The sequence below is a fragment of the Cyanobium sp. Tous-M-B4 genome (assembly GCF_024345395.1).
Lineage (GTDB): Bacteria > Cyanobacteriota > Cyanobacteriia > PCC-6307 > Cyanobiaceae > Cyanobium_A.
The window spans coordinates 420,740-444,842 of record NZ_JAGQBA010000002.1 but is presented as its reverse complement, the minus strand read 5'-3'; the positions used below and the strand labels follow the sequence as shown (position 1 = coordinate 444,842).

Annotated in this window: 24 protein-coding genes; 15 read left to right on the top strand and 9 right to left on the bottom strand. The window is 65.6% G+C overall.

Annotation, left to right across the window (positions count from 1 at the left end; translation table 11 throughout):
- The first annotated feature begins 73 nt into the window (after positions 1 to 73).
- Entirely contained in the window at positions 74 to 310 is a 237-nt protein-coding gene (locus tag KBY73_RS05530) for a hypothetical protein (RefSeq protein ID WP_254936077.1), read from the top strand.
- Between the two features lie 7 nt (positions 311 to 317).
- Here the strand turns inward: KBY73_RS05530 and KBY73_RS05525 are convergent, their stop codons facing one another.
- Positions 318 to 521 carry a hypothetical protein gene (locus tag KBY73_RS05525; protein ID WP_254936076.1) on the bottom strand — a complete coding sequence of 68 codons (204 nt, stop codon included), beginning with the start codon at positions 519 to 521 and terminating at the stop codon, positions 318 to 320.
- Positions 522 to 772: 251 nt separating this feature from the next.
- On the opposite strand from KBY73_RS05525, the gene KBY73_RS05520 reads away from it, so the two are divergent.
- From KBY73_RS05520 to KBY73_RS05510, 3 genes are all read left to right on the top strand, one after another.
- Positions 773 to 1,117 (top strand): RNA-binding protein, encoded by a 345-nt coding sequence (locus KBY73_RS05520; RefSeq protein ID WP_254936075.1) that lies wholly within the window; start codon positions 773 to 775, stop codon positions 1,115 to 1,117.
- 150 nt (positions 1,118 to 1,267) lie between these two features.
- On the top strand, positions 1,268 to 1,936 hold the full coding sequence (locus KBY73_RS05515; RefSeq protein WP_254936074.1) for a MarC family protein: 669 nt from the start codon (positions 1,268 to 1,270) through the stop codon (positions 1,934 to 1,936).
- Positions 1,937 to 2,137: 201 nt separating this feature from the next.
- Positions 2,138 to 3,061 carry an LCP family protein gene (locus tag KBY73_RS05510; protein ID WP_254936073.1) on the top strand — a complete coding sequence of 308 codons (924 nt, stop codon included), beginning with the start codon at positions 2,138 to 2,140 and terminating at the stop codon, positions 3,059 to 3,061.
- On the opposite strand, the gene KBY73_RS05505 is transcribed toward KBY73_RS05510, so the two are convergent.
- A complete protein-coding gene (locus tag KBY73_RS05505; RefSeq protein ID WP_254936072.1) occupies positions 3,043 to 3,525 on the bottom strand; it encodes an MgtC/SapB family protein in 483 nt (160 codons plus the stop codon). The genes KBY73_RS05510 and KBY73_RS05505 overlap by 19 nt on opposite strands.
- A gap of 176 nt (positions 3,526 to 3,701) precedes the next feature.
- Between KBY73_RS05505 and KBY73_RS05500 the strand changes: the two genes are divergently transcribed.
- Entirely contained in the window at positions 3,702 to 3,824 is a 123-nt protein-coding gene (locus tag KBY73_RS05500; protein ID WP_254936071.1) for a hypothetical protein, read from the top strand.
- 436 nt (positions 3,825 to 4,260) lie between these two features.
- The gene (locus KBY73_RS05495) at positions 4,261 to 5,877 is read left to right on the top strand and encodes a gamma-glutamyltransferase family protein (RefSeq protein WP_254936070.1); all 1,617 of its coding nucleotides are present in this window, start codon (positions 4,261 to 4,263) and stop codon (positions 5,875 to 5,877) included.
- Here KBY73_RS05495 and KBY73_RS05490 read toward each other — a convergent pair.
- Both KBY73_RS05490 and KBY73_RS05485 read right to left on the bottom strand, forming a co-directional pair.
- Positions 5,844 to 7,181: a chloride channel protein gene (locus KBY73_RS05490; protein WP_254936069.1), complete on the bottom strand. Its 1,338-nt coding sequence runs from the start codon at positions 7,179 to 7,181 to the stop codon at positions 5,844 to 5,846. The genes KBY73_RS05495 and KBY73_RS05490 overlap by 34 nt on opposite strands.
- On the bottom strand, positions 7,178 to 9,058 hold the full coding sequence (locus tag KBY73_RS05485) for a carbon-nitrogen hydrolase family protein (protein ID WP_254936068.1): 1,881 nt from the start codon (positions 9,056 to 9,058) through the stop codon (positions 7,178 to 7,180). Before KBY73_RS05485 ends, KBY73_RS05490 begins: the two co-directional genes overlap by 4 nt.
- 592 nt (positions 9,059 to 9,650) lie before the next feature.
- On the opposite strand from KBY73_RS05485, the gene KBY73_RS05480 reads away from it, so the two are divergent.
- The 5 genes from KBY73_RS05480 to KBY73_RS05460 all read left to right on the top strand — a co-directional run bounded on the left by KBY73_RS05480 (position 9,651) and on the right by KBY73_RS05460 (position 16,363).
- Positions 9,651 to 10,598, top strand: coding sequence for an aromatic acid exporter family protein (locus KBY73_RS05480; RefSeq protein WP_254936229.1), 948 nt, complete (start codon positions 9,651 to 9,653; stop codon positions 10,596 to 10,598).
- A complete protein-coding gene (locus KBY73_RS05475; RefSeq protein WP_254936067.1) occupies positions 10,595 to 11,656 on the top strand; it encodes an FUSC family protein in 1,062 nt (353 codons plus the stop codon). The genes KBY73_RS05480 and KBY73_RS05475 overlap by 4 nt, the downstream gene beginning before the upstream one ends.
- 857 nt (positions 11,657 to 12,513) lie before the next feature.
- A complete protein-coding gene (locus KBY73_RS05470; RefSeq protein ID WP_254936066.1) occupies positions 12,514 to 14,301 on the top strand; it encodes a TolC family protein in 1,788 nt (595 codons plus the stop codon).
- A 14-nt stretch (positions 14,302 to 14,315) separates the two neighbouring features.
- Positions 14,316 to 15,341 (top strand): hypothetical protein, encoded by a 1,026-nt coding sequence (locus tag KBY73_RS05465; RefSeq protein WP_254936065.1) that lies wholly within the window; start codon positions 14,316 to 14,318, stop codon positions 15,339 to 15,341.
- Entirely contained in the window at positions 15,338 to 16,363 is a 1,026-nt protein-coding gene (locus KBY73_RS05460) for an FUSC family protein (protein WP_254936064.1), read from the top strand. The genes KBY73_RS05465 and KBY73_RS05460 overlap by 4 nt, the downstream gene beginning before the upstream one ends.
- Positions 16,364 to 16,367: 4 nt before the next feature.
- On the opposite strand, the gene KBY73_RS05455 is transcribed toward KBY73_RS05460, so the two are convergent.
- From KBY73_RS05455 to psbP, 4 genes are read right to left on the bottom strand one after another with little or no spacing between them, the layout of a single operon-like run.
- Positions 16,368 to 16,574 carry a hypothetical protein gene (locus KBY73_RS05455; RefSeq protein WP_254936242.1) on the bottom strand — a complete coding sequence of 69 codons (207 nt, stop codon included), beginning with the start codon at positions 16,572 to 16,574 and terminating at the stop codon, positions 16,368 to 16,370.
- Positions 16,571 to 17,911 (bottom strand): NHLP bacteriocin system secretion protein, encoded by a 1,341-nt coding sequence (locus KBY73_RS05450; protein ID WP_254936063.1) that lies wholly within the window; start codon positions 17,909 to 17,911, stop codon positions 16,571 to 16,573. The genes KBY73_RS05455 and KBY73_RS05450 overlap by 4 nt, the downstream gene beginning before the upstream one ends.
- Before the next feature lie 32 nt (positions 17,912 to 17,943).
- Positions 17,944 to 19,041 (bottom strand): FAD-dependent oxidoreductase, encoded by a 1,098-nt coding sequence (locus tag KBY73_RS05445; RefSeq protein WP_254936062.1) that lies wholly within the window; start codon positions 19,039 to 19,041, stop codon positions 17,944 to 17,946.
- Positions 19,038 to 19,568 (bottom strand): photosystem II reaction center PsbP, encoded by a 531-nt coding sequence (gene psbP / locus KBY73_RS05440; protein WP_254936228.1) that lies wholly within the window; start codon positions 19,566 to 19,568, stop codon positions 19,038 to 19,040. The genes KBY73_RS05445 and psbP overlap by 4 nt, the downstream gene beginning before the upstream one ends.
- Positions 19,569 to 19,623: 55 nt before the next feature.
- On the opposite strand from psbP, the gene KBY73_RS05435 reads away from it, so the two are divergent.
- From KBY73_RS05435 to lipA, 3 genes are all read left to right on the top strand, one after another.
- Complete coding sequence (locus KBY73_RS05435) at positions 19,624 to 20,406, top strand: pentapeptide repeat-containing protein (protein WP_254936061.1); 783 nt, start codon at positions 19,624 to 19,626, stop codon at positions 20,404 to 20,406.
- A 62-nt stretch (positions 20,407 to 20,468) separates the two neighbouring features.
- Positions 20,469 to 21,047: a recombination mediator RecR gene (gene recR, locus KBY73_RS05430; protein WP_315858406.1), complete on the top strand. Its 579-nt coding sequence runs from the start codon at positions 20,469 to 20,471 to the stop codon at positions 21,045 to 21,047.
- A 19-nt stretch (positions 21,048 to 21,066) separates the two neighbouring features.
- Positions 21,067 to 21,993, top strand: coding sequence for a lipoyl synthase (lipA, locus tag KBY73_RS05425; RefSeq protein ID WP_254936060.1), 927 nt, complete (start codon positions 21,067 to 21,069; stop codon positions 21,991 to 21,993).
- On the opposite strand, the gene KBY73_RS05420 is transcribed toward lipA, so the two are convergent.
- The gene (locus KBY73_RS05420; RefSeq protein ID WP_254936059.1) at positions 21,972 to 22,721 is read right to left on the bottom strand and encodes a J domain-containing protein; all 750 of its coding nucleotides are present in this window, start codon (positions 22,719 to 22,721) and stop codon (positions 21,972 to 21,974) included. The two genes, lipA and KBY73_RS05420, sit on opposite strands and share 22 nt — an antisense overlap.
- A gap of 121 nt (positions 22,722 to 22,842) precedes the next feature.
- On the opposite strand from KBY73_RS05420, the gene KBY73_RS05415 reads away from it, so the two are divergent.
- Positions 22,843 to 24,072, top strand: a complete 1,230-nt coding sequence (locus tag KBY73_RS05415) for a carbohydrate porin (RefSeq protein ID WP_254936058.1) — start codon at positions 22,843 to 22,845, stop codon at positions 24,070 to 24,072.
- The last annotated feature ends 31 nt before the right edge of the window (positions 24,073 to 24,103 follow it).

Genomic DNA, 24,103 nt, shown 5'->3' with positions numbered 1-24,103 from the left:
GCTTCCGCCCTTTTGCTCTATGAACCTCAGCCCCCCGCGCCCGGTCCTAATCGGACTGCTTTGCCTGGGGCTGGTGTCCTTGGTTCCAGCCAGCCGCTCTATCAGCGTTGCCGAGGTAGTGAAAGCCTTCTGCCTGTCGGCTTACCAAGCCGAACTGCATAGAGAGGGCAAAGTTGCCCCCGCTGCCCAACTCGATCGCACCTGCGCCTGCGTTGGTGAGCGAGTTGCCAAGGGCAGCGACGTGGAGGACGCCCATGACGCCTGCGGGCGGACCTTGGACCAGCGCTCCGTGAGCAAGCCCAGCACCTAGCGCCGCTTCAGGCGCAAAGACTGGTCACGCCTCCCACACTCAGGCTGGTCAAATCAGTAACCGACAACTGCTCCACGGCCGCGATCAACGTCGATTGAGTCTCTGCACTTTCGCAAGCAACCAGGCTCTGCAGCAGGTCAAAACGATCCTGGGTGGCAAGCTCGCCATCCTCACGCCAGGCGAGGCTCCAAGGCACAGGCGCTGTGATCATGGGTCTGCGTTGATCAGAGTTTGCTGACATTGGGACGACATCCGGGATCACCGGTTGAACCTCAGAGTCTCTTCAGAACCGCTTTACGGTTCTCCATGAAACGCTCCGCGAGTGCCAGCTAGGGGCCAAACCACCCAGTATTGTTGGCCATGATTCAAAGGGTACGGCCTGTCTTTAGGCACCCCTAGCTCCCACTAGGGCCACTAAGAACCGCAGCCACGTCCGAATCAGTTCCAGGATTTGCTTCATTAATGACTATCTACGTTGGCAATCTTTCGTTCCAAGCCGAACGCGAGGACTTGCTTGATCTCTTCGGCCAATACGGAGAGGTGCGCCAGTGCAGCCTGCCCCTTGACCGGGAAACCGGTCGCAAGCGGGGCTTCGCCTTTGTCGAGTTAGCCGACGATGCGGCCGAACAAAAGGCCATTGACGACCTTCAAGACGTCGAATGGATGGGGCGCATGATTCGCGTCAACAAAGCCACTCCCCGTGAAGGTGGCGGCGGTGGTGGCGGCCGTGGGGGCTACGGCGGTGGCGGTGGCAATCGTGGTGGCGGTGGTGGCGGATATGGCGGTGGTGGCGGCAACCGCTGGTAAAACCAACCCATCAGCCTGTACGCCAAGCTCTCCGGCTCTGAGCTGAGCTACACCAACCCTGCCGCGGAAGCTCCACGGCAGGGTTATTTTTTTGCAGAGTTGATCATCGGCAGTGGCTCGCGGAATGATGGGGCTACACCGCTTTTCCCCATGGCGCTCAATCACGATTTACTTCTACCCAGCACCTTTCAGCACTACCTGCTGGGGCTGTTCGCCGTGGCCAACAACTTCCCGGCCATAGGGCCCTTCCTTACCCTCAGCGAGGGGTTGCCGAATCGCCAGGTAAGTCGCGTGATCACGCTTGCCAGCTTCTCAAGTTTGCTGATCATGCTGGGTGCCTACTTCCTCGGCACGGCGGTGCTCCAGTTCTTTGGTATCGGAGTTAGCGCATTCCAGATCGCCGGTGGCTTGTTGCTGGGGGCGAGCGGCCTAAAAATGCTAAATGCAACAGCTCCGGGCGACTCACACGAGAAGAACTGCGACGTAAGCCACATGGATATGGGGCAGATGGCCTCCTCAGCGATCGTGCCGATCTCGCTACCGCTCACCACTGGTGCCGGCACGATGTCGACGATCACGGTCTATGCCAACAGCGCCACCAGCTTCAATCAACACATCGAGCTGTTTGCTGCGATTTTGGCGATGGCTCTGATCATCGCGCTGATGTTCGTGTTCGCCGCCCGCCTCACGCTGATGCTGGGTCATGTGGGCATGACAGTGCTAATCAAAGTAATGGGCTTGTTCACCTTGGCGATCGGCATTCAGTTCATCGTGACCGGCAGCAGCACGATCTTGGGGCAGATCCAGTTCAGGATCTAAACCTTTCGGCGCAGTAACGATCGAATGGTCGCGCCGGCTGAGGCGCTGGGTGAATTCTTGGCAGTGGTCTCTGCTTTTTTGCCACAGCAGCCCCTGCAAGCCTGCCTCAACAGCTTCATCAACTCGTTCGAGCCTGGCCGCTCTGGTCAGCGGCAAGCCCCCATTTGTGAAAGGTTCGCTTGGTGCAATAGCTTTCAGGGGATGAGAACCCCTCCGGCCAAGCGGCCCCGCAAGCGGAGTAAACGCGGTGCCGTCCTGCTGGCGATCGGGGTCGGCCTCGGCGGAGGCCTGTTGCTGGCGGGTCCCCTCTCCGAACTGCTCAGCGACACCGCCTCAGGCGCAAGTAACGCCATCACCAATCCGTTCGCGGCCTGGAGCGGCATCACCAATCAAGACATCCTGCTGCTCGGCACCGATGTGGGTGGTGGCAACACCGATGTGATCGCCAGCCTGCGGGTGGATGGGGGCATCACCCGGATCACCCAGGTACCTCGGGACACCTACATCGAGGCCGAAGGCTACGGACCCCACAAAATCAACGCTCTCTACAGCCTCGGGGGCACCGATCTGCTCAAACGGGAATTGGCGCGCAAGTTGGGTCGACCGATCACCCACCACCTAGTGGTGAACTTGTCTGCGATCCGGCGCATGGCCGATGCCCTTGGTGGCATCGAGGTGGACGTGCCGAAACGCATGGCCTACACCGATAACAGTCAGGGCCTCTACATCGACTTGCAACCCGGCCTGCAAAATCTCAAAGGCCAAGGCCTAGAAGGCTTCCTGCGCTTTCGCCACGATGAGATGGGCGACATTGGCCGGCTGGAGCGGCAGCAACTGGCCCTACAGGCCCTGTTTCGCAAGCTCACCAGGCCAGAACATCTGGTGCGCCTGCCGATCCTGCTGGCTGCAGCCGGTAAGGATCTGAAAACCGATCTAGGCCCCATGGAGCTGGGTGGCCTGATCACTGCCATGGGCACGACCCAGCTTGAAACCAAGCGACTGGGCGGACGGCCCTTCTATCGCGATGACATCAGCTATTGGGAAGCGGAGTGGCCCCAGCCGGTGCTGGATGGATCCAACGGAGCTGAAAGTAGCGGCGATGGCCGCTATCGATTCCTCTTCTGATCTGCTGCAGGATCAATGGCTGGCCGCGAGTCGCCGTTGCTCCGCTGAGACAGGGTGATCAGGGCCAGAACCAGGGCCACCCCTGCAAGCAAGGGGGTAGAGGCGGCCACGGTCACCCCGAGGGCAGCCGTAAACCAGATCGAAGCCGCACTGGTGAGTCCGCGCACCTCAGGCAGGCCCCTCTTGTCAGCAGCAGGGGGCACCAGGATCTCGCCCGCCCCCAAGAAGCCAATTCCGGTGGCTACCCCCTGCATGACGCGGCTGCGGGCCTGGGGGTCGTCACCGGCCGCCAGCACCATCAGACAGGCACTGAGGCCCACCAGCACATGCACCCGCAGGCGATTGGGATGGCTGGTATTGCCATGGTGGGCGCGATTGATGCCCACAGCCAAACCACACAGCACCGCCAGGCCTAGGCGCAGCAGGACCTGCAGATCGGGAGTGAGCGCCGGCAGCCAGCTCATGAAAGCCCCCTCATGACAGCCAAGCGCAAGGTGGCTGATACCGATGAGCTCTACGCAGCTCAGCGTTGCCGCAGACAGTGCAGAACCTGCTGCTGCGCAACACCCTGAAGTTCCTATTCATCACCGCGGCGATCGCCTCCTAGAGCGAGCGCATTCAGTTTCTCTGGTATCCGCTGATGGCGGTAGTGATCGTTGTGGACCGCATCACCGGCACGGTGCTGGGAGGCCTGATCAGCTTCCTGGTGCACACAACCCTCAGCGGTGGGTTCGGGGTGCTGGTGTCGTTTCGTTGCTGCTGATGATTCCCTGCCACGCCGCCCTCAACTGAAAGTACGTGTTCAACCGCGGCCTAGACACCGTGGTGGGCTGCGTGCCGCAGGAGCGAATGCTTGGAGGATTTCTACTCCTCGATCGACACGGAGAAGAAACGGCAGATCTATTGCTCCCAATGCGCTTATATTTCAGCTAAGCAAGGGACTTACTTCAGGGAGGCTGACGTTTATCTGTCAACAAATTCCTGACGCAAATCATAGAGATCCCCTTGAGACCTGCTGATTCTCATAAGCGAGGCGCACGGAAGGAGCCGATCAGGCCTCCCGCCAAATCAACAGAAAGGGAGATCTCGATACAGCTCAGTGACACCAAATCTCTTCCCAACGCAACTCTGCCTGCGAAAAGAGGTGTTTTCCCTGGACTGCTTTTGGCTGTCAAGCTTGCGTCAAGACTTGCACAACCATGACAAGCCCTGCCTTTCTGCATCGCCGCTCGCCCGTGTTTGCCGGGCGCGCCATGGCCAGCTCCAGCTCGCCGCTGGTGACCCGGGTGGGTCTTCGCGTGCTGGAGCAGGGCGGCAACGCGGTGGATGCCGCCGTGGCCATGGCCGGCATGCTGGCGCTGGCCGAGCCGATGATGAGCGGGCTGGGCGGCGACACCATGGTGCTGGTGTGGTCGGCCAAGGAGCAAAAGGTCTTCGGGCTGAATGGCAGCGGTCGTGCCCCGAGCGGCGCCAGCCTCGATCGCATTGGCTCCGTGCCGGTGATGCCGGAGCACGGCGCCGCCACCATCACGATCCCCGGTGCTGTGGATGGCTGGTGCGCGCTGCTGGAGCGCTTCGGCAGCCGCTCGCTGCAGCAGCTGTGGCAGCCAGTGATCGCCTACGCGCGCGAGGGCTATCCGGTGGGTGAATCGATCGCCGGCTTCTGGGACCTTGGCGCCGCATTGCTGGGGCCCGGCGCACCCATCCAGCTGGGAGAGCTGCTGCTGGCCGATCGCAGCGCCCCGCAGCCCGGCCAGCTGATGCGCCTGCCGCAACTGGCGGCCACTATTGAGCGTGTGGCCCGGGAGGGGCGCCAAGGCTTCTATGAAGGCCCCGTGGCCGAGGCGATCGCCACCACAATCAGCGCCGGCGGGGTGCCCACCACCCTTGAGGATGTGGCAGCCCAGCAGCATCGCGCCGAGTGGGTGGAGCCCCTCAGCGTGGGCTACCGCGGCCGAGAGGTTTTGGGGATGCCGCCCAATTGCCAGGGGGTGGTGGCGCTCCATGCCCTCGGCATCCTCGATGGCCTGCCGCTCGCATCGATGGATAAGGCGGAGCGGCTGCACCACCAGATTGAGGCGATCCGCCTAGGTTTCGAGCTGGCGATCGACGTGGTGGGTGAGCCCACCCCCGACATGCTGGAGCAGGTGCGGCAAGCCCTCAGCTCAGCCGGTCTGGCTGCCGCCCGCAGCCGCATCACCAACCGAGCCCGACTCGCCACCCGGCCCCAGGGCGCCAATGCAGGCGACACCAGCTATGTCTGCGCCGTTGATCCAGAGGGCAACGCCGTGTCGCTGATGACCAGCATCTGCGGGCCGTTCGGTTCGGGGCTGGTGGCGAGCGACACGGGGGTGGTACTCAACAACCGGGGCGCGCAGTTTTCCAGCCAGCCGGGCCATCCCAATGCCCTGGCGCCCGGCCATCGACCGCGCCACTCGATCCTGCCGGCGATGGTGCTGCGCGAGGGCCTGCCCGAATTTTTAATGGGCGTGATCGGCGGCAATGCCCACCCCCAGGGGCTCACCCAGATCCTGGTGAACGCCCTCGATAGGGGCATGAATCCCCAGCAGGCCGTGGACGCGCCGCGCTTCAAGCTGATCATGCACAGCGGGGAGGTGCACATCGATCCGCAGTTCAGCGTCGAGGTGGGCAACGAACTGGTGGCCCGCGGCCATCAACTTGGCGATTCCTACAGCTTCGTGAGCTTCCAAGGGGCAGCCCAGATGCTGCGCATTCATCGCGACGCCAGGGGCCAGTGCACCAGCCTCGAGGCCGGCGTGGATCACCGGCTCGATGGCGTGGCGCTCGGGTTCTGAGGGGCGCTGGGCATCGCTTCCAGCAACACCCGCACCTGGTGGTCATTCCAGCCCTCGCCGCGCCAGCGCTCACCCAGGGCTGCCGCAATAGCTGCCACCAGCATTAGCAGTGGCAGCAGGGCTGGATCACCCTGAAGTGTAAAGACGAAGGCAGCGCAGAACAGTGGCGCACCATGGGCCGCTGCGAACAGGGCCGTGGCCCCCACCGCAGCCAACTGGGCCAGGTCGTTGCTGGTGAGCCCTGGCAGGCCCTGCAGCGGACTGATCAGCAGGGCGCCCAGACTCGTGCTGTCGTGCATCAGGCCACCAGGAGCCCCCAGGGCCAGGCTGAGCACGCTGGCAAGCAGGCGCCAGAGCCAGAGGAACGGAGAGCCCACTGAGTTACCACTCAGTGCCGGCGCCAGGGACAGGGAGCCGTCATTGAGGCTGAGGCCGCCACTCACGAACGCCAGCAGCGTGAGGCTGGCGGCCAGCAGCAGGGCGCCCACGAGCAGCCGCTTGGCCAGCAGGCGTTTTACCCAGGCCGCCGCCGGCAGCAGCAGGCGCACAAACAGGCTTCCGCCAGCAGCCCCCACCAGGGTGAGCAGCACGACCCAGCCCCACAGCTCCGGTGCCGGGGCCCCGAGATCCAGACCAGGCAGACGGGCCGGCTGGCCCATGGTGGTGGCCAGCAGGGTGCCACTGCCCGCCAGCAGCAGCGCCGGCAGCACCAGCGGCAGGCCGCTGCGCTGGCCCAGCTCTTCCAGGCCGTAGGCCACCGCCAGCAGGGGCGAGCGAAAGGCCGCCCCCAACCCGGCCGCGCCGCCGATCACTGCCACCAGCTCGGGCGACAGGGCAGCCAGCAGCTGAAAACGAGGCCAGCGACGGCGGATGGCCAGCAGCACGCTGGCTCCCAGCGCCACCGAGGGCGACTCCACCCCCACCGCCAGGCCAGCGAGGTGGGTGAGCAGCATCAGGGGCAGCCGCCGCAGCTGGGTAGCGAGGCTGAGCTGCTGAAGCCAGAGCGCCTCCTTGGCGCTGCGCTCAGCCTGGGGTGCGCGATCGAGGGCGAGCAGGGCCGTTGTGCCGCCACCGCGGCCCGCGGCCAGCGGCCCCCAGGCCAGCAGCACCAGCAGGCTCGTGGCCGCAAACACCACCACGCAGCCGACCAAGGGCTGGGGCTGAGCCGCCAGCCAGAGCCCCCGCTGCAAGCGGAAACCGAGTTCGGAGATGGCCTGATAGGGCCCCATCAGGAGCCCAAACAGCAGCCCCAGCAGCAACCAGCCAGCAAGGGCAGCCGCTGCCTGGACACGAACCGGGGTCACGGGCAGCTCACCGGGCCATGGCCCGCCCGCTTCCAGCTCTGGAAGCAAGGGTTGGCGGGATCGAGCACCAGGGGTTTGAACAGGTCGTTGCGCTGGCCATCAATAAGCTGCTGCTGGTTGATCCAGGTGCCCGGTGCCGGCACCACCGTGCGGTGCCGCACCGCATCCGCGCCAGGGGCAGCCGTGAGCGTGGGGGTTTGCACCACGGGTTCAGGGCCATAGATCCCCGCGGCCGTGGACGCTCCAACGCGCCGGCCAGCACTCACCAGCCAGAACTGACCGAGCTTGGCGGCCAGGTAGGGATGGAGGTCGGCGCGGCCAGTGGGGGGATCGCTCACTGCATAGAGCCTGGGATCGATCTCTACCTTCAACGCCGCAGGATCCCCGGAGGGCACCGCCAGCACATCGGTACGCAGGCTCTGGTAAAGCCCTGTGACCTCGGTTACGGCGAGGTCGGCGGCTGTGGCCAGGCCGATGCGCCCCAGCGGCGTGCTCAACACCATGGGGGCATTCCCAGGACTGGCCCAGGTCTGCTCGGCGGCGCTGAGGTGGGTGGCGCGGTAGCGGCCGAGCACGGTGCCGGCCGGACCGGCCAAGGCCACGGTGTGAAACACCTTGGAGCCATCCCGCTCGGGATAGCTCCCCACTAGGTAGCCGCTGCCGGCCTTGGCGCGCCGGGCCAACGGCTGCTCAAAGGCGCCGCCACGCCGCTCCGCTCGGCGGCTGATCTCAGCGGCGTTTAGGCCGCTGGGCAAACTGGAGAGCTCGGGGAGCACCAGCAGCTCCTGGAGCTGGGGTTGGCTGCTGCTGAGGCGCGAGGCGTTACCCGTCCACTGGGCGGCGGCCAACTGCACCGGTCGCGGTGTCGCGGTGGCGGTGCTGTCCAAAGGGGCCCGGCGCAGGGCCAGCAGCGGGTTGTAGAGCGAAGGCCGGCGGGCCGCCAAGCGCTGCTCGCGCACCGCATCGGCTTCCGCCGGAATGATCGTGGTAGCAAAGAAACCGTTCAATCCCGGCGGCAGCACCTCGGGTGGCACCACCGGCGCCTGCACCAGCTTGCGGCCCTGGGGTGACCAGATGCTGGAGCCGCCGTTGTAATAAAGCTGGCTGCCATTGATCGGATTGCGCTCTATGCCGCTGCGGGTGGCGCCGATCACCCACAAACCGTTGAGGGCGCTCATGTGCTGCACGCTGGCCACGGTGGAGTGATTGCCCTTCGCCTGAGCCGCTGGCGTGCCAGGCATCACCCGATCCGATACGGAATGCCAACCGATGATCTGGGCTCCACGCAGGGCGGCCAAACGGTCGTACTGCCAGTAGGTGTCGTCGTAGCAAATGATCAGCGCAATGCGGCCGATCGGTGTGTCAAACACGCCGACATCGGTGTCGCCCGGGCCGAACAGTTGCACGTCCTGACCATTGAGGCCGTTTTTGCGGTATTTGCCGATGATCCCCTCAGGCCCCAGCAACACAGCAGTGTTGTAAAAAATCCCGGTGTAAGCGTCCTTTTCGGCGATGCCAACGCTCATGAGCATCCCGGTGCGCTTGAGCACCGGCAGCAATGCGTCGGTGGCCCTGCCTGGAATGGTGTCCACAAAGGGAGCCAACTGGGCGGGATCGGCGAAGTCGTAGCCGCTGATCGCCGTTTCCGGAAAGACGGAGTACTGCACGCCCTCGGCCGCCACGCGCTCGGCCGCCTGCACGAGGCGGCGAATGTTGCCGTCAAGGTCGCCCCAGGCGGGGATGAAGTCGACTGCGGCCACCTTCACCGGACGGCTGCCCAGTTGGGCTCTGTCCACCTGGGCACGTGCCGGCAGCATCACCCCACTGCTCAGCAGGCCGGATAGCACTAGGCCAAGGGAACTGGTAGCAAGGCGCAAGTGAGATCGGGCCGACATTCAGTAAGAGGCGCTTTACCCACCTAAGAATGCAATCACCTGGCGCCAGGCGAGGGGGAGGAGAGATCAGGCACTTCTTCGCACTTAGCAAGGAATTATTTGTCCCTGATGGTTCAACGCAGAGCACCCTGGGCCAAGAAACCGACATCAATGTCGACAGCTTCCTCTGGAGGGGGTGCAGCAAGGCGGTCAGCCACCGGCTCTTCTCTTGCAGAACCAGGCGCTCCTGGAACTGGGAGTGCGCCTGATGAATCTGGCTCTGGCGATAGACATCGAACGCATCAGTTTTCTGGTTGGCTGGATCCAAAGGAGACCGAGCAGCTAATGAATGTCTTTCTGTGCTCAGCATCGCCCTCGCTACCAACAACACCTATCCCGTTTATGACCACCTCGGAATGGCGATGAAAGGACCCTTCAGCAGGAGACCGCAGGATGGGCAGGTTGGGGAATAGCGCCGGTAGCCAGCTCATATCAGCCCCCTCACGACAGCCAAGCGCAGCGGGTAAGCCAAGCGCAACAGGGCCGATCCCCATAAGCTCGACTCAGCTGAGAGCTGCCTCAGACCGTGCAAAACATGCTGCTGCGCAACAGCCTGAAGCTATTTGTAGCCGCGCTCATCACAGCCGCCATTGCCGTCTGGACCGAACGCATTCAATTTGCCTGGTACCCGCTGATGGCAGTGGTGATGGTTGTCGACGATAACGACGACCACTCACTGAAGGCCGCCAGCGGCCGAATCCTGGGCACCGTGGCGGGGGGCCTCATCACCTTCCTGGTGCACACCATCCTCGGCGGTTGGATCGGCGTCCTGGTGTCGATGCTGGTGATGATTCCTGTGCTGCAGCTTCTGGGCTGGCAGAACGCCTTAGGCACGGCCGCGCTGATCGCTGTGATGTTTCTGATGCTTCCCGGCCATACGGCGCTGGGCTGGGACTACGTGTTCAACCGCGCCCTCGACACGGTGGTGGGTTGCATTGTGGCGATCCTGGTGGGCCTGCTGTTCTGGCCGCAAAACAGCAGCAGCGAACTCAAAGCAGCCGATGGGCGCCTGCGTTACGCCCTAAAGACCCAGCTGCAGGCCTACAGCGACTGGCTGGCCCAACGACTATCCAGGCCCGAGCCGCTGGATCCGGCACCGCTCACCAACGCCCTGCAATGCATGGAGCAACTGGTGGCCCAGGAGCGCAGTGGCCCCCGCCATCAGGCCCTCAAACGCAGCGGCTGGGAGCAACGGCTGCGGCTATGGCAGCTGGCCCACTTTCACTGGATCGCCTGGGAGAGGCTGGTGGCCGGCCTGCCCGAACATCAGAGCCTGCAGGCCGATCTGCTGCGGCACGCGGTGAAGGAGCTGCAGCGGCAGCTCAGCGGAGAGCCCGGGCCGACCCCAGGGCGTGAGCCCCAGCGTTGGCAGCAGCTGGCCCAGCAGCAGCAGCTCCCACTGCTGCCGCTGCTGGCTCTCGCGGAGGAGGGGCGCCCGCTGCATGCCTGCCTGGGCGGGCTGAACCGGATGGCTCCGCTGTGATCAACCGCAACGGCCTGCGCACAGCCTTCACCGCAGGGCTCGGCAACGCTTTCGCCAGCTTGTCGGGGGTGGGAGACAGCCAATACGTTTCTCTGGCGGTGTTGGCGGTGTCCACCGGCACCTACGGCGGCGCGCTCGCCCTGGGCAGCCAGCGCCTGCTGGGCACGGCGCTCGGGTCGGTGCTGTTGCTGATCGGCTACGAGGGGTTGCGGGGCCTGCCGATGCCGCTGGCGCTCGCGCTCACCCTCGGCGCCCTGCGCCTGCTGGGCGGCCTGCTGAAACTGCAGGTGGGCTACAAGGTGGGCGGCATCGTCATCGTGATGGGCTGGCTCGTCCACGAGGGCGGTCTAGCCGCCTGGATTCCGCTTCGCTTTTTCTGGACCAGCTTCGGGGTGCTGATCACGCTGCTGGGCCTGCGGCTGTTTTGGCCAGCCCGCGGACTCGACACCAGCATGACCCAGGTCGCCGGCCTGCTCGGCCAGTTGCAGAGCTGCTTCTGCGACCTGGCGGCGCGGGTAGATCCCGCCGCGGCCGACCAGGGGGAGGGGGCTGATCCGATCGGAATCAGCCGCTACCGGGCCCTGCGCAACCAGCTGATCGCCATCCGGGGGCAGCGGCCTGTGCTGCTGCAGGAGCTGGGCACATTGCCGGAGCGCCATCCGGCCACCCTGCTGATGGCCAATTTCGAGGCCACTGCCTCCCGCCTGATCACCCTGGTGGGCGGCCTGGTGCGCGAGCCACCCTCCCTACAAGATCCCCAGCTGGTGGTGCAGCTGCACCGGGCCGAAGCGGAGTTGCTGCAGGCCATGGCAAGCCAGCTAGGCCGATGGGAACGGCAGATCCGTATTCGCCGGGGGCTGCCAAAACCACCCGACACCGGGCTGCAGCTGCCGCTCAGCTGGCAGGAGCTGGACCAGGAGCTCAACGACCCCACCGCCAACACCGCCTCCCTGGAACGACTCGAGCGGATCGCCAGCCGGCTGATGCTCTGCCGTCAGGCCGAGCAGGCCATCCGCAATGGCGAAGGGAACTGGCTGGCAATTCTCGACAGGAGCTGAAGCACATCGATGGCCGTGATCAGCAGCCTGCTTCAACAGCGCCACGCTTTTTACAGAGGCCTCCTGGCGGTTGAGGTATTGGCCTTGGTGGGTCTGCGCGGCCTTGAGGAAGCACCACGGCTGGTCAGCCTGGTGTATCTAGTGATCGCCAGCGTCGCCGTACTGCTGGATTCGCCCCTCTTGCCTCAAAACAGACTCGAGCCATCGCCGGGCGAGTCGATTCCCCAGCAGCTGAAACAGCGGCTAAAGAAGGCTTTGCTGCGCCGCCAGGTGGTGGGGTTCGCCTGGCTCCTGGCGCTGTTGATCGAGGTGATGTGGCAGATGGCCCTGGTATTCGACCCAGCCCTGGCCATTCAGCTCAGCGTGGTGCATCTGGTGGTCTGGCTGATGCTGATGCTGCAGCTGCTCTGGAACCTGGTCAATGCCCTGGCCGAGGAGCCACTCTTCAACGGCGACCTGCTGATGGGAGCCGCGGCCGGGTATCTGCTGGTGGGATTCACCGGCGGCATCGTGCTCAATTCGCTGCTGGTGCTCGACCCGGCGGCTTTCAACCTGCCGGCCCATGGCCATGCCCTACCCGATGGCATCGGCCATGCACCGGCGATGCTGGGCGCCGCCTTCGCCAGCCTCACCACCATCGGCAGCCCGGTGCTAAAAAGCGGCAGCCTCACCAGCCTCACCGCCAGCGTGGGCATCACGATCGTGGGCCAGCTCTATGTGGCAATCCTGATCGCCGGTGTGCTGGGCAAACCGAGGAAGCTAGCTGCCGCCCCTGAAGCCGAACACCCCCAGGTCCGCAGAACCGCTGCACCAATCAGAATGCGCCGACCAAGGCGCTTATCTGCATCACTGTGGCAATGCGCAAGCGCGTTATGGCCCTGTTGTGGCTCGGGGTCATCCCCGCCCAACTGGCCCCGGCTGCCCTGGCCCAGCCCCCAGCCCAGCCCCAGAGCACCAAGCTGCTGGAGCGCAGCTGGCAGCGGCTGGATGCGCAGCTGCGGGCCCTGGATCAGCTGCTGCCTAGCGAGCCCGAGCCCCCGGTAGGCGACGTGCTCAGCACACCGGAGCTGCCCGCCAACCTGATCCGGGCCAACCAACCCGCCACCGGTCCGATTCAACCCGCCGACACGGTGGCCGGCCCGCCCCTGGATCTGCCCACCCCCCAGCAGCTTCAGGCTGGCGGCGTTGCCAGCCTCAGCCTGGAGCAGGCCCTGGCCATCGCCTTTGCCAACAGCGCCACCCTGCAGGCCCAGCGCGAGCAGGTGGCTGCCGCCCTGGCCCGCGTCCAGGCCGCCATGGGCAGCTACTGGCCAACTATCAGCGCCTTTGCCACTGGTGGCTACGAGGGGGCTCGCAGCACCACCACCTCCAAGAAGCCAAACGACAACCTGGGGTTCGGCCCGCTGTTTGACCCTGCAGGGCTGCTCAGCCCCTCCCCGTCAGGCGGGGCACCCGTGCCCACCGCAGGCCCCTTCTATGTGCCCAACGGCGGTTCCGTGGCGGCCACCTCCGGGGAATGGGGCGTTGAGGGGAGCCTGCAACTCAACTACGCCCTGCTCGACTTCGCCCGCACGCCCTCGGTGCGCGCGGCCCGCGCCAGCCTGGAGCAGCAGCGCAACACCTATGCCAACCAGCTGCGCTCCCTGCAGCTGCAGGTGAGTGAGGCTTACTACCAGCTCCAGCAAGACGAGCAGCTGGTGCGCGTCTACGACGCCAACCTGCGCAACGACCTGGTGATCCTGCAGGACACCCTCGACCTCAAGCAGGCGGGCCTAGTGCCCAGGCTCGATGTGCTGCGTCGCCGGGCAATTCAGGCAGCCGACGAAGAGACCCTTATCCAGTCTCTGGCGGATCGGGCAGTGGCTCGCCGCCAACTGGCGGTGCTGCTCAACCTGCCCGCCAGCGTGACCCCCAGCCCCAGCGACCCGATCGTGGTGCAGCCCCGCTGGCCCCTCGATCTGGAGGCCAGCCTGCTGGCGGCCTACCGGGGCAACCCCGAACTGGAGGCGATCCTGGCCACCCGCACGGCCCTGGCCCAGCAGAGCCAGGCCACCGCGGCAGGTCTATTGCCGAAACTCTCGCTGTTTGCCAGCGGCGGTGGCAGCAGCTCCCAAACCAGCCTCGGCGACTTCACTCTTGGCGGGGGCGGCTGCTGCGGTTCCACCGCCCTGCCCCTGAGCACCAGCAACGGCTGGGACTGGTCGGTGGGTTTGACCTTCACCTGGCTGCTGTTTGATGCCGGCACCACCGCTGGCCAGGCCCGGGCCCTTACCAAACAGGCTGCGGCCACGGCCCAGCAATACGCCGCCAGTCGCAACGACATCCGCCTGCGCATGGAGCAGGCCTTCTTCAACCACGAAGCCAGCCTGGCCAAGCTGAGTTCAGCCCGCCGAGGCGTGGCGGCTGCCCTGGAGGCCTTCCGTGACGTGCGGCTGCGCTATCTAACCGGCCTCGACAACGAGCTCAATCTCTCCAACACCCAAGACCGTCTCATCAACAGCCTGGTGCGGCGGCTCAACGCCACGGTGGGCGTGAACATCACCTACGCGAAGTTGCTGAAAGAACTGCTGCCGATGCCCCGGGATCCAAACCTGCCGATCCAGCCCCAGCTGCAGCTCAGCAGCAGCCCCATCACCCAACCCTGAACGGGCGACACCCCATGGCTGCCGGCCTGCACTCCCTAAGCCCTCTTTGGCGCAACAGTCTGCGCATCTGGCTGGCCAGCACCCTGACGATCGGGATCCTGTTTTGGTCAGGGCGCAACCAGCTGCTTCCCCTGGCTCTGGTGATGGCTGTGTTGTTCGTGAATGAGAATGACCTCACCCCCGCCCGCAGCATCGGCCAGCTGGTGGCCGGCGCCTTGATCGGCCTCCTCACGGCCATCGTGCTGCAAGAGATATCCACCAGTTGGGTGGTGCTGGGCCTGGCAATCCTGCTAACCGGCGTGCTGGTGCGCAGCCTGGGGCTGCTCAAAGGCCTGAGTACGGGGTATTTGAGCTGCTGGGCCGTGGAACTGATGCACCGCGGCAACCAGTTCAACTGGGCGACGATTTTTGACCTGGCCTTCGCGGCAGTGGTTGGCATCTTGATGGCGCAGATCGCCACCTGGGCCCTCTGGCCACGCCGCCCCCTGCAACAGCTCCCTGCCCTGGAAGCCCGGATCGCCAGCCAACTCGAGGCGCAAATCCTGGCCATGCAGCAGTGGCTGGATAGCGGCGGTGAGCCCCCAGCTGCCCTGCGCTCCCAGGATCTGCTGCCCAGCATTCAGCTTTTGCAACAGCTCCGCGACCAAAACCAGGGCCTTCCCATGCCCGCCCACACCCAACACCAGCTGTCGCGCTGGGCCCAGGCCGGCAGCATCTGGCGACAGGTGTTACGCCAGTGGCTGCTGCTGGAGCCCCTGTTACGGCAGCTGGCCACCCCAGTGCCGGCAGAGAGACCTGAGCTGCTGCTGCGGAGCACGCTTGCTGATCTTGCCGAGCGCCTGCATGCCCTGCCCGCCGCTGCCCCGGTGCCGAGCCCCTCAAGCTCCGCTCAGCTTTGGCTTGAGGAAGCCGGGCACCTAGGCGCTCCCCAGCCCCTGCTGCTTACCATCGGCCAGCAGTGCCAAGTGTTGAAACAGCTGCTCCACAGCCGGGCACTGCTCAGATCCGCCCTGGCGCAGCTCTCGGCGTCGAACCGATGACCAGCCCAGCCCTGCGGGACACCGTGCGCCTCGCCGCAACCGTGACGGTGGTGAACGGCTTTGCCAGCCTCACCGGCCTGCCCTTTGCGCTTTACGCCTCCTTGGCTGTGCTGAGCGTCACCGTAGGGAACTACGGCAACACCCTCGAACTCGGCCGTCAGCGCCTGGTTGGCACCGCAGTGGGAGCCATGGTGGTGTTCTTTGGCTACCGGGCCTGGGGCCAGCTGCCCCCGGTGGTAGCCCTGCCGCTGGCCCTACTGCTGGCCCGGCTGATCGCCGGCTCGTTGCGGCTCACGGTGGGCTACGGGGTCTGCTGCTTCGTGGTGGTGATGGGCTGGCTGACGCATGACCAGCAGCTCGACAGCTGGATCCCGCTGCGCTTGCTCTGGACCGCCTTCGGCATCTTGATGGCCCTGCTCAGCCTGCGCCTTTTCTGGCCTTCTCGAGCCCGGATCCAGCAGCGCGAGGGACTGCTGCAGCTGCTGGTGGATCTGGGAGAAGCCTTGCAGCAGGTAGTGCAGCGGCGCCACCAGCAGGGGCAACAGATTCGCAACCTGCGCATCAACCTGATCAGCCTGCGCGACCAACGCCAGGGCGCCCTGCTGGAACTGGGCACCCTGGCGAGCCAGCATCCAGTGGCAAGAATGTGGGCGCTGCTGGACCAGGCCAGCGAGGCCCTGATCCTGGATCTCGACGAGCTGCGGCGCCTGCCGAATGCCGACTGGCTGGGCTGGGGTCTACAGGTCGACTACGACGCAGGCCTAGCTTTTGTGCAGGGTGTGGTCGAGCGTTTGCTGAGCTGGCAACAGCAGCTCAGCCATTCAATCCAACTACAGCCACCGCCGAGCCAACCGCGTTCGACGCTGTCCTTGGAGGCCCTGCAATCGCCCGAATCCAAGGCTGCCTACAGGCGACTAAGTCCAGAGCAACTGCAACGGGTGGCCGCTCAGTTGATGGTGCTCAACCGCATGGATCACACCATGGAAAGCACCGAACGCCAATGGCGAGAGCTTGTGAGCTGAGAACTCAGGCGTTGGGCCGCGACGACCACCAGCGCTCCACGCGATAGAGCAGCACCACCAGCAGCACCACCAGCCAGAACCACAGCTCCGGGGGGTTGGCGTTGAACAGGATCAGCAGCAACACCACCTCGCTGACCAGCCAGGGAAATTCCTGACGCAGCAGGGGGTTGCGGATCTGGAAACGGGGCTTGGCGTCCACGGGGCGGGTCACGAAACAGTGTTGGGCTGGCGCAGGAAGGGCAGGTTCCAGCGCAGATCGATCCAAGGGGCGCGGAAGCCGCCGGTGAGGGAGCGCAGGCCTGGAATCACGTAGCTGATCGGCGAGCGCCACTCCACATAGGCGTGGGTCGACACCGTGAGGCCGTCGCGGATCGGGAACACGCCGCTGCCCCCCGAGAGGGTCCAGCGGTAGCCATCCACGCTGGAGGGATCCCGCTCCAGTTCAATTTCGCTGCGCATCACCGGGCCGTTCTTGGTGAGTTCCTGGGCCAGCTGGGCGTTGCCGGTGGTGGTGGAAATGTCGTCTGCGGTGGCGGGCAGGGTGAGCACCTGCTTCACCTTGCCCACGATGCCGCCAAAGCGGCCGCGCTGGTTCCACTGCGGCACCACCTCCACGGGCAGCCCCAGGGGCAGGCGGCGGGCATCAGCGGGGGCGAAGTAAGCCACCACCCGCAACGGGCGGTCTTTGGAACTGGGTTGTTCAGGTCGGCCGATCGTGCCCAGCCGCTGGCCGGTGCCCACGGTCTGGCCGGCGATCACCTGCAGATCCAACACCGTGCCGTCCCGGTCGGCATGCACCTTGCCGTCGTAGCCGATTTTGGCTTCGGTCACCTGGATCTCACGCTTGAGATCGTCGATCTGATAGCGGCGCTGCAGGGCCTGGGTTTCGATGTTGAGCTTCACCTGCTGGTAATTGGTCACCACGTTCTTCTCGTTGATCTTCACGTCGTCGAGATTCACGCTGGTGCTGGTAAACCCCTGCTCCGCCGACACCACCTCGGTGGAGAGCGGGGCCACCACCTCGCGCTGGGCCAGCCAATCCAGGTTGCGCAGTTTGCTGGAGTACGTCGACTGCAAGGCGCCGTAGCGACGGCGATCGTCGGACAACTTGGCCAGAGACGTATCCAGGGCGCGCTTCTCGGTGAGCAAGCGCAAGGCATCGCGCTCATCGAGCTGGGCGTTGTGCCGCTGCAGTTGGCGCAGGTTGCCGCGCTGCTGATCGAGCTGGCGCTCCAGCACCGGCAGGTAGAGCTGCATCAGCACCTGGCCGCGCGCCACCGGCTCCCCCTCCTTGACGAACACCTCCCGCACCTGGCCGCCAGCACGGGCGTTAAGGATGCCGGCGTTGTTGGGGTAGATCAGCACGCCCATGCCTTCCACCTCGGTGGGCACGGGCCAGAACAGGGCCCACAGCACCAGCACGCCGCCCACCCCCGCCAGGCTCACGCCCACCTGGTTGTGATCGCGCAGCCCCTTCCAGCGCGTCTGCATCTGCTGCCATTGCCGGCGGGGCCACAGCTGGGCTGGGGTTGGAGTGGCCTGAGTCATGGCGCCCAGCTTGCAGGAATCAGGGACGCCTGTCAGCCCCCCGCCTGATCCGGCCAGCCCAGGCCCAGCTGCTGCAGGCGCTGCATCGCCGCTTCCACCCGATCACCACCCGCCACCAAGGCCTGGGCCAGCAGCGGTGCCAGCACCGGCACCTGGCTGAACCCCGCACTGAAGCCGGTGAACACCCACAGCCCAGGTGCCTCCGCCAGCGGACCTACCAGGGGCAAGCCCTCACTGCAAAAGGCCACGGCCGCCTGGCGCAGGCAACCAGGCAGCGCCGCCAGCGGCTCCCCCCAGGCTTGCGCCGCTAGCTCTTGGCGCAGTTGCCTTTCCACCTCCATAGGCGGCGGCGCTGGGCCCAGCTCCAGGCCCGGTCGCACCAGGGTGTGCTGACCCAACAGTGCCCCTTCTGCCCGGGGCACCAACCCGCCATCCACCAGCCACTCCGGCTGGCTCAGGCCAGCGGCGCGCCGCTCCAGAGCGACCCGCCCAAAGCTGACCGGCAGCCAGGCAGCGGCCCGGCCCAGCGGCGCCGGAAAGGAGGCCAGCTCCAGCGCCGCCGCCCAGCTGCTGCGCAAGCGCTGGGGCAGGAGCGGCCAGAGCTCGCGGCACTGGGCGCCCGCAGCCAGCACCAGCTGGGGGGCCTGCAGGTCGCTGCCATCACTGAGGGAAAGCCGCCAACCAGGGGCTGGCTGGCGATCCAGGCGCTCCACCCGGCCCGTTTTGCCCGTCACCCCCGCAGCCGCCAGCACCAGCGGCAAGCGCGCCGCCAAGACTGCGGAATCCACTTGGGCGAAGGGCAGCGGCCACCAGGCACTAAGGGGCCGCCAACCGGCGGCAGCCCCGTGCAAACGCAAGCGGCAGGGCCGCCAGCCCAAATCACCATGGCGTTCTTGCAGAAACCGCCAGCGCTTAGAGGCTCCGGCCGCCAAGCGAGCTAAGGGGGTTGCGGCCAGGGGCCATCCCGGCAGAGCGCCATAGCTGAGCTCGGTAGCGGAGCAAGGCCCATGGCTGGCGGGGGCAGCGACGACCGTCACCGACGCCCCCAGCTCCCGCAACGCCAAGGCCAACAGAGCACCAGCCACCCCAGCGCCAACGATCACCACATCGGCTGGTGCCGAAGCCGTCACACCAGCAGGGTGAACGAGGTAACCACCTGGTGGAACATGTCCTTCACCTTGGCCCAGCGGATTTCATTGGTGCTGGCCGCAAAGGTGTACAGGCGGCCCCGGTCGAGCACCACAGTGGCCAGCTCGTGGCGGTCGCGGTCGTCGAGGTGCACGGCGTATTCCAGGTCGTAGAAGGTGCGGGGCCCCTCCTGGCGCTCGGACGCCTCCACCAGTTCGGCGGCCCGGCCGCTGCCCTCAGGGGCGATCACGGTGCGGCGCAACTGCTCCCCGACGGCCACGGCACTGCCGAGTTTTTCGAGGTCGTTGGTGGAGTTCACCTCAGAAATCACCAGGCTAAGGGTTTCATCGCTGTTGATCAGGTCGTGAAACACCACCTGGGGGCCGCCGCTCACCTGCACCCGGGTCCAACCGGTGGGGTAGAGGAAGGCGTAGCGCCCGTCGGGGCTCTGGAAACCATTGAGCCCGGCTGCCGCAGCACTGCAAGCAACCAACAGCCCCGCCAGCACCAAGGCAACCAGACGCGGCATAAAAGTACGTAGGACAGCCCGATTGCGAAAACCTGCCTGATTGCGAAAGACAGCCATGGCTCAAGGCGCGTTGCGTGGCGCCATTCTGCTGGGCAGCCGTGCCCCCAGGGGTCAGCATGGGCTCCTGATCTCCAGTCTCCCCATGCCACGCCAATCCACCTGGGTGGACCGGCAGCAGCGTCGTCACGACTCCCGCTTCTTCCGCCTGCTAGACGGCTCCTTTCTGTTCCGCCTAGCCCTATCGGGTGCAGCGGCCATGGCGCTGCTGCTGGTGGTGAACAGCTACGCCACCTGCCGCAACAACCGCTGGGCCCCGGGGTGCCTTTGGCGGGATGCGGAGGCTCTGATCAGCGTCGGCAATGTGGAATCGCTCAGCATCGTGACGGCCGCTTTCCTCTACGTGCTGGAGGCTCAAAAACGGCGCCAACGCGACAACATCGAGGCCTACGAGCTGCTGATGAACTGCAATGCCACCGGCGTCAAATGGCTGGTGGGGCGTATTTCTGCTCTAGAAATCCTTAACAGCGCCGGGCTCCCAATCGACGGCCAGCAGCTAGCGGGCTTTGACCTGCGCAATCTGCAGGCTGCCAACGGCCATTGGCACAACGTCAACCTGGAAGGAAGCGTGCTGCGCCGAGCCAACCTGGCCGGCACCGATCTGAGCGGATCAAACTTGCGCGGGGCTGATCTGCGCGGTGCCAACTTGCGTGACGCGATTTTAGTTGGCGCCGATCTTGAGGGTGCCCAACTTGAAGGTGCCCAACTTGATGGGGCAGAACTTGATGCAGCACAACTTGATAGGGCCAGCCTCGATAGCGGAGCCCCCAATCCCAGCTGATCGAGCAGGCTGCCTAAGTTCTGAGCAATTGCGGCGGACTGCTGAGCGGCTTTACCCGCCCCCTGGCCAGGCTGATCGACCAGTTCGAGCGCTTACCTGGCATTGGCCCGCGCACGGCCCAGCGGCTGGCTTTGCACCTTTTGCGCCAGCCTGAGGAGCAGGTACGCAACTTCGCCGACGCCCTGCTGGCGGCCCGCAGCCAGGTGGGCCAGTGCAAGTGCTGCTTCCACCTCTCGGCCGAGCCGATCTGTGAGATCTGCCGCAACCAGGAGCGCGGCAACGGCCAGCTTTGTGTTGTGGCCGATTCCCGCGACCTGCTGGCGATGGAGCGCACCAGGGAGTTCAAGGGGCACTACCACGTGCTCTGCGGCTTGATCTCACCAATGGATGGCATCGGCCCCGAGCTGCTGCAGATCCAGCCCCTGGTGAACCGGGTCGACAAGGAGTCCATCACTGAGGTGATCCTGGCCCTGACACCAAGCGTCGAAGGGGATACCACCAGCCTTTATTTGGCCCGGCTGCTCAAACCATTCACCACCGTGAGCCGCATTGCCTACGGCTTGCCCGTCGGCAGCGAGCTGGAATACGCCGACGAGGTAACCCTTGCCCGGGCCTTTGAGGGCAGACGCCAGGTGGAGTAAGCGCAAAGGTGGCCCTGCCATGACCAGCACGACCCGCTACAGCAGCATCGCCCCTGCCAAACGGCTGCCCGAGTGGCTGCGGCGTCCGGTGGGCAACGCCTCAGCCCTGGAAAACGTGCAGGGATTGGTGAAGCAGCAGCGGCTGCACACCATCTGCGAGGAGGGCCGCTGCCCCAACCGAGCCGAGTGCTACGCCGCTGGCACCGCCACCTTTTTGCTGGGAGGCCCGATCTGCACCCGCAGCTGCGCCTTCTGCCAGGTGGAGAAGGGCCAGGCACCCCAACCCCTAGACGCAGGTGAGTCCGAGCGGGTAGCCGAGGCAGTTACCGCGCTCAAGCTCTCCTATGTGGTGCTCACGGCCGTGGCCCGGGACGATCTAGCGGACCACGGCGCCCATCTATTCACCACCGCCATGGCCGCGATCCGCCGCCGCAGCCCGGCGATCGGCATCGAAGTGCTAACGCCCGACTTCTGGGGCGGCCAGCGCGACGAACAGGAGGGGTTAGCGGCCCAACGCCAACGGCTGGCCGCAGTGCTGGCGGCGCAGCCCGCCTGCTTCAACCACAACCTCGAAACCGTGGAACATCTTCAAGGAGAGGTGCGCCGGGGCGCCACCTACCGCCGCTCCCTGGCCCTGTTGGCCGCTGCCCGCGAACTGGCGCCCGCCATCCCCACCAAAAGCGGGCTGATGCTGGGGCTGGGCGAAACCGAAGCCGAGGTGCTGCAGACGATGGGCGACCTGCGATCAGTCGATTGCCAGCGCCTGACCCTGGGCCAATACCTGCGCCCATCCCTTGCCCACATTCCGGTGGCTCGCTACTGGACTCCAGAAGAATTTGATCAGCTGGGAGCCAGGGCCAGGGAGCTGGGGTTTGAGCAGGTGCGCAGCGGGCCGCTGGTGCGTAGCAGCTATCACGCAGCCCCTCAACCGACCAGCAATCGATAGGCCGCATCAAGGCGATGGAAGGCCGTCACCTCTCCACCAAGATCGGGGTGGTGGTTTTTAGCCAGTCGCCGGTAGGCCCGCCGGATCTCGGCAGGGCTGGCACCGGGCGCCAAGCCCAACAGCGCTAGGGCTTGCTGGCGAGGATCAGCTGCGCTGGAGGTTGTGCCAGAGCTGCCTGGGCTGCGCCGCAGCAACTCCTCCACGACCCGCACTGGGTCCTCCTCCAGCCACTCTGGAGCGCGCGGACCATAGAGCGCAAAGGCAGCCCGCACAGCCCAGCGCCAGCGGCAGTGGGGTCCCCGCAAGGCCTCAACCAGCTCAGAGCCCAGGCCGGGGCAGCGGCGGTTTAGCTCCTGTTCCAGCTCGAGTCGCGGATCCCACCACTGGCTACGCAACTCCTCCACCAAACCCCGCAAACCAGCGGGCGGCCCCAGGCGCAGCTCCTGCCAGCGGGGATGGGATGCCATGGCGGCTCCCCAGCGCTCCAGCCGAGCCGGCGTGATCCCGTGGGAAGCGGCGGAGGTGACACGGCTGCGGGCCCGATTGGATGACCAGGCTTGCTGTTGCGACCAGGCTTGCTGGTGCGACCAGACTTGCTGGTCTAACTGCTGCCTCAGAGCCCGCACCTCCCGGCGCAGGCTCTCGTTTTCGGCCAGTAGCTCCTCCAGATTGGCCGTAACCGGAGGTGAGGTGGCAGAGGGGCGCCAGTGGCGGGGATCAAAACCCATCCAACCCCCCTACCTCAACCCAGGTCGCCATTGTTGCGGAGCATGGAAATGCCAGCACCGGCATACTTGCCCCAACGCCACTCCAAGCCAGTGGCAAGCCCCATCTGGAGCCTGTAAGCGTTTGAGCGGCGCGGCACGATCCTCCAAACGCCTGCTGGCACCCCTACTGCTGCTAGCAACCAATTGGCTGCTGCCGTATTCAGTTTTGGCAGAGCCGGCGCCAACAGCCAGCTGGCTCGACCTCGACTTCAACCTGCAGGCCCAGCCCCTGGCCAACCCCAGCGGTGGCGATCGTCAAGGCGCCAGCTGGATGCAGCAACTCACCTTGGGGGCAACATTCAGCAGCGGGCTGGCCAAGGAGCAGCAGCAGTGGCAAGAAGCCGACCACTGGCGCACCAACCTGCAGTTGATGCTGTTCAGCGGTGATGCCAACTACGCAAAGAGCCTCGGCGCCGCCTTCCCCCTGCAGAGCACGGCCCACCCCACCGGCCTCTGGCTCACCGAAGCCAGCGTGGAGCGCCAGCCAGGCCAGGGAGGCATCGGCATCAAGGCCGGGGTGTTCTCGCTCAATCCCGGTTTCGTCAGTGCACCGGTGCTTGATGCCTACGTGCACTCAGCCCTCAACGACACCCTCAACCTCAGTGTTGACGGGCTGCCAATCAACCCCTACACCGCTCCTGGCCTGCAGCTGAGTTGGCGACCGGAGCCTGCCGGCCGCTGGGGCGAATGGCACTACGGCGCCTTTCTGCTGGATCCCGAATACAGCCTGGCTTCCCTATTCGGCGTCAACCCCGACCAGCAGCGCCTGAACGGCCACCTCCAGGTAGTCCAGTGGAGCTATGAGCGCTTACCGGGAGCGGCGGCGATGCAAAAGCCAATCCGCGTCGGCGACCAGCAAATCAACCGCCAGCTGCCACCGCCCCTCCTACAGATCGCCAGCGGCTACGTCGACAACCGCAGCACTGGCAACCTGGATGGGGCCGCCATGGCCACCCTCACCATGGCGGCGCAGCTGCCACTGGGGCTCGACAACCGCTTCTGGCTGGGCGTAAACGCTGGCTTCGAGTGGGACACCAATCCCGTACCCCTATTTCTCGGTGGGGGCTGGCTCAGTCAGGGGCTAGTGCCAGGCCGCCCCCTCGACGTGCTGGCCCTAGGGATCGGCAGCAGCCGCTTTAGCCCCACCCTCTCGCCTGGCCAAAGCAGTGAAACCGTGCTCGAACTCAACTACAGCTGGCTGGTGAACGCCAACCTCAGTCTTCAGCCGGTGCTGCAGCTGATCCTCAACCCCGATGGCAGCAACGCCGAGCCGATCCTGGCGGCCGGCATCGGCTTGCAGCTGCAGTTTTGAAGCAGCTGCAAGCCGATGCCGGCTTGGAAGT

Excerpts from the sequence above, each read along its gene's own strand:
- KBY73_RS05525 (WP_254936076.1), bottom strand. The coding sequence starts at position 521 with ATGATCACAGCGCCTGTGCCTTGGAGCCTCGCCTGGCGTGAGGATGGC.
- KBY73_RS05520 (WP_254936075.1), top strand. The coding sequence starts at position 773 with ATGACTATCTACGTTGGCAATCTTTCGTTCCAAGCCGAACGCGAGGAC.
- KBY73_RS05515 (WP_254936074.1), top strand. The coding sequence starts at position 1,268 with ATGGCGCTCAATCACGATTTACTTCTACCCAGCACCTTTCAGCACTAC.
- KBY73_RS05510 (WP_254936073.1), top strand. The coding sequence starts at position 2,138 with ATGAGAACCCCTCCGGCCAAGCGGCCCCGCAAGCGGAGTAAACGCGGT.
- KBY73_RS05505 (WP_254936072.1), bottom strand. The coding sequence starts at position 3,525 with ATGAGCTGGCTGCCGGCGCTCACTCCCGATCTGCAGGTCCTGCTGCGC.
- KBY73_RS05500 (WP_254936071.1), top strand. The coding sequence starts at position 3,702 with ATGGCGGTAGTGATCGTTGTGGACCGCATCACCGGCACGGTGCTGGGA.
- KBY73_RS05495 (WP_254936070.1), top strand. The coding sequence starts at position 4,261 with ATGACAAGCCCTGCCTTTCTGCATCGCCGCTCGCCCGTGTTTGCCGGG.
- KBY73_RS05480 (WP_254936229.1), top strand. The coding sequence starts at position 9,651 with ATGCTGCTGCGCAACAGCCTGAAGCTATTTGTAGCCGCGCTCATCACA.
- KBY73_RS05470 (WP_254936066.1), top strand. The coding sequence starts at position 12,514 with ATGCGCAAGCGCGTTATGGCCCTGTTGTGGCTCGGGGTCATCCCCGCC.
- KBY73_RS05465 (WP_254936065.1), top strand. The coding sequence starts at position 14,316 with ATGGCTGCCGGCCTGCACTCCCTAAGCCCTCTTTGGCGCAACAGTCTG.
- KBY73_RS05460 (WP_254936064.1), top strand. The coding sequence starts at position 15,338 with ATGACCAGCCCAGCCCTGCGGGACACCGTGCGCCTCGCCGCAACCGTG.
- KBY73_RS05450 (WP_254936063.1), bottom strand. The coding sequence starts at position 17,911 with ATGACTCAGGCCACTCCAACCCCAGCCCAGCTGTGGCCCCGCCGGCAA.
- psbP (WP_254936228.1), bottom strand. The coding sequence starts at position 19,568 with ATGCCGCGTCTGGTTGCCTTGGTGCTGGCGGGGCTGTTGGTTGCTTGC.
- KBY73_RS05435 (WP_254936061.1), top strand. The coding sequence starts at position 19,624 with ATGGCTCAAGGCGCGTTGCGTGGCGCCATTCTGCTGGGCAGCCGTGCC.
- lipA (WP_254936060.1), top strand. The coding sequence starts at position 21,067 with ATGACCAGCACGACCCGCTACAGCAGCATCGCCCCTGCCAAACGGCTG.
- KBY73_RS05420 (WP_254936059.1), bottom strand. The coding sequence starts at position 22,721 with ATGGGTTTTGATCCCCGCCACTGGCGCCCCTCTGCCACCTCACCTCCG.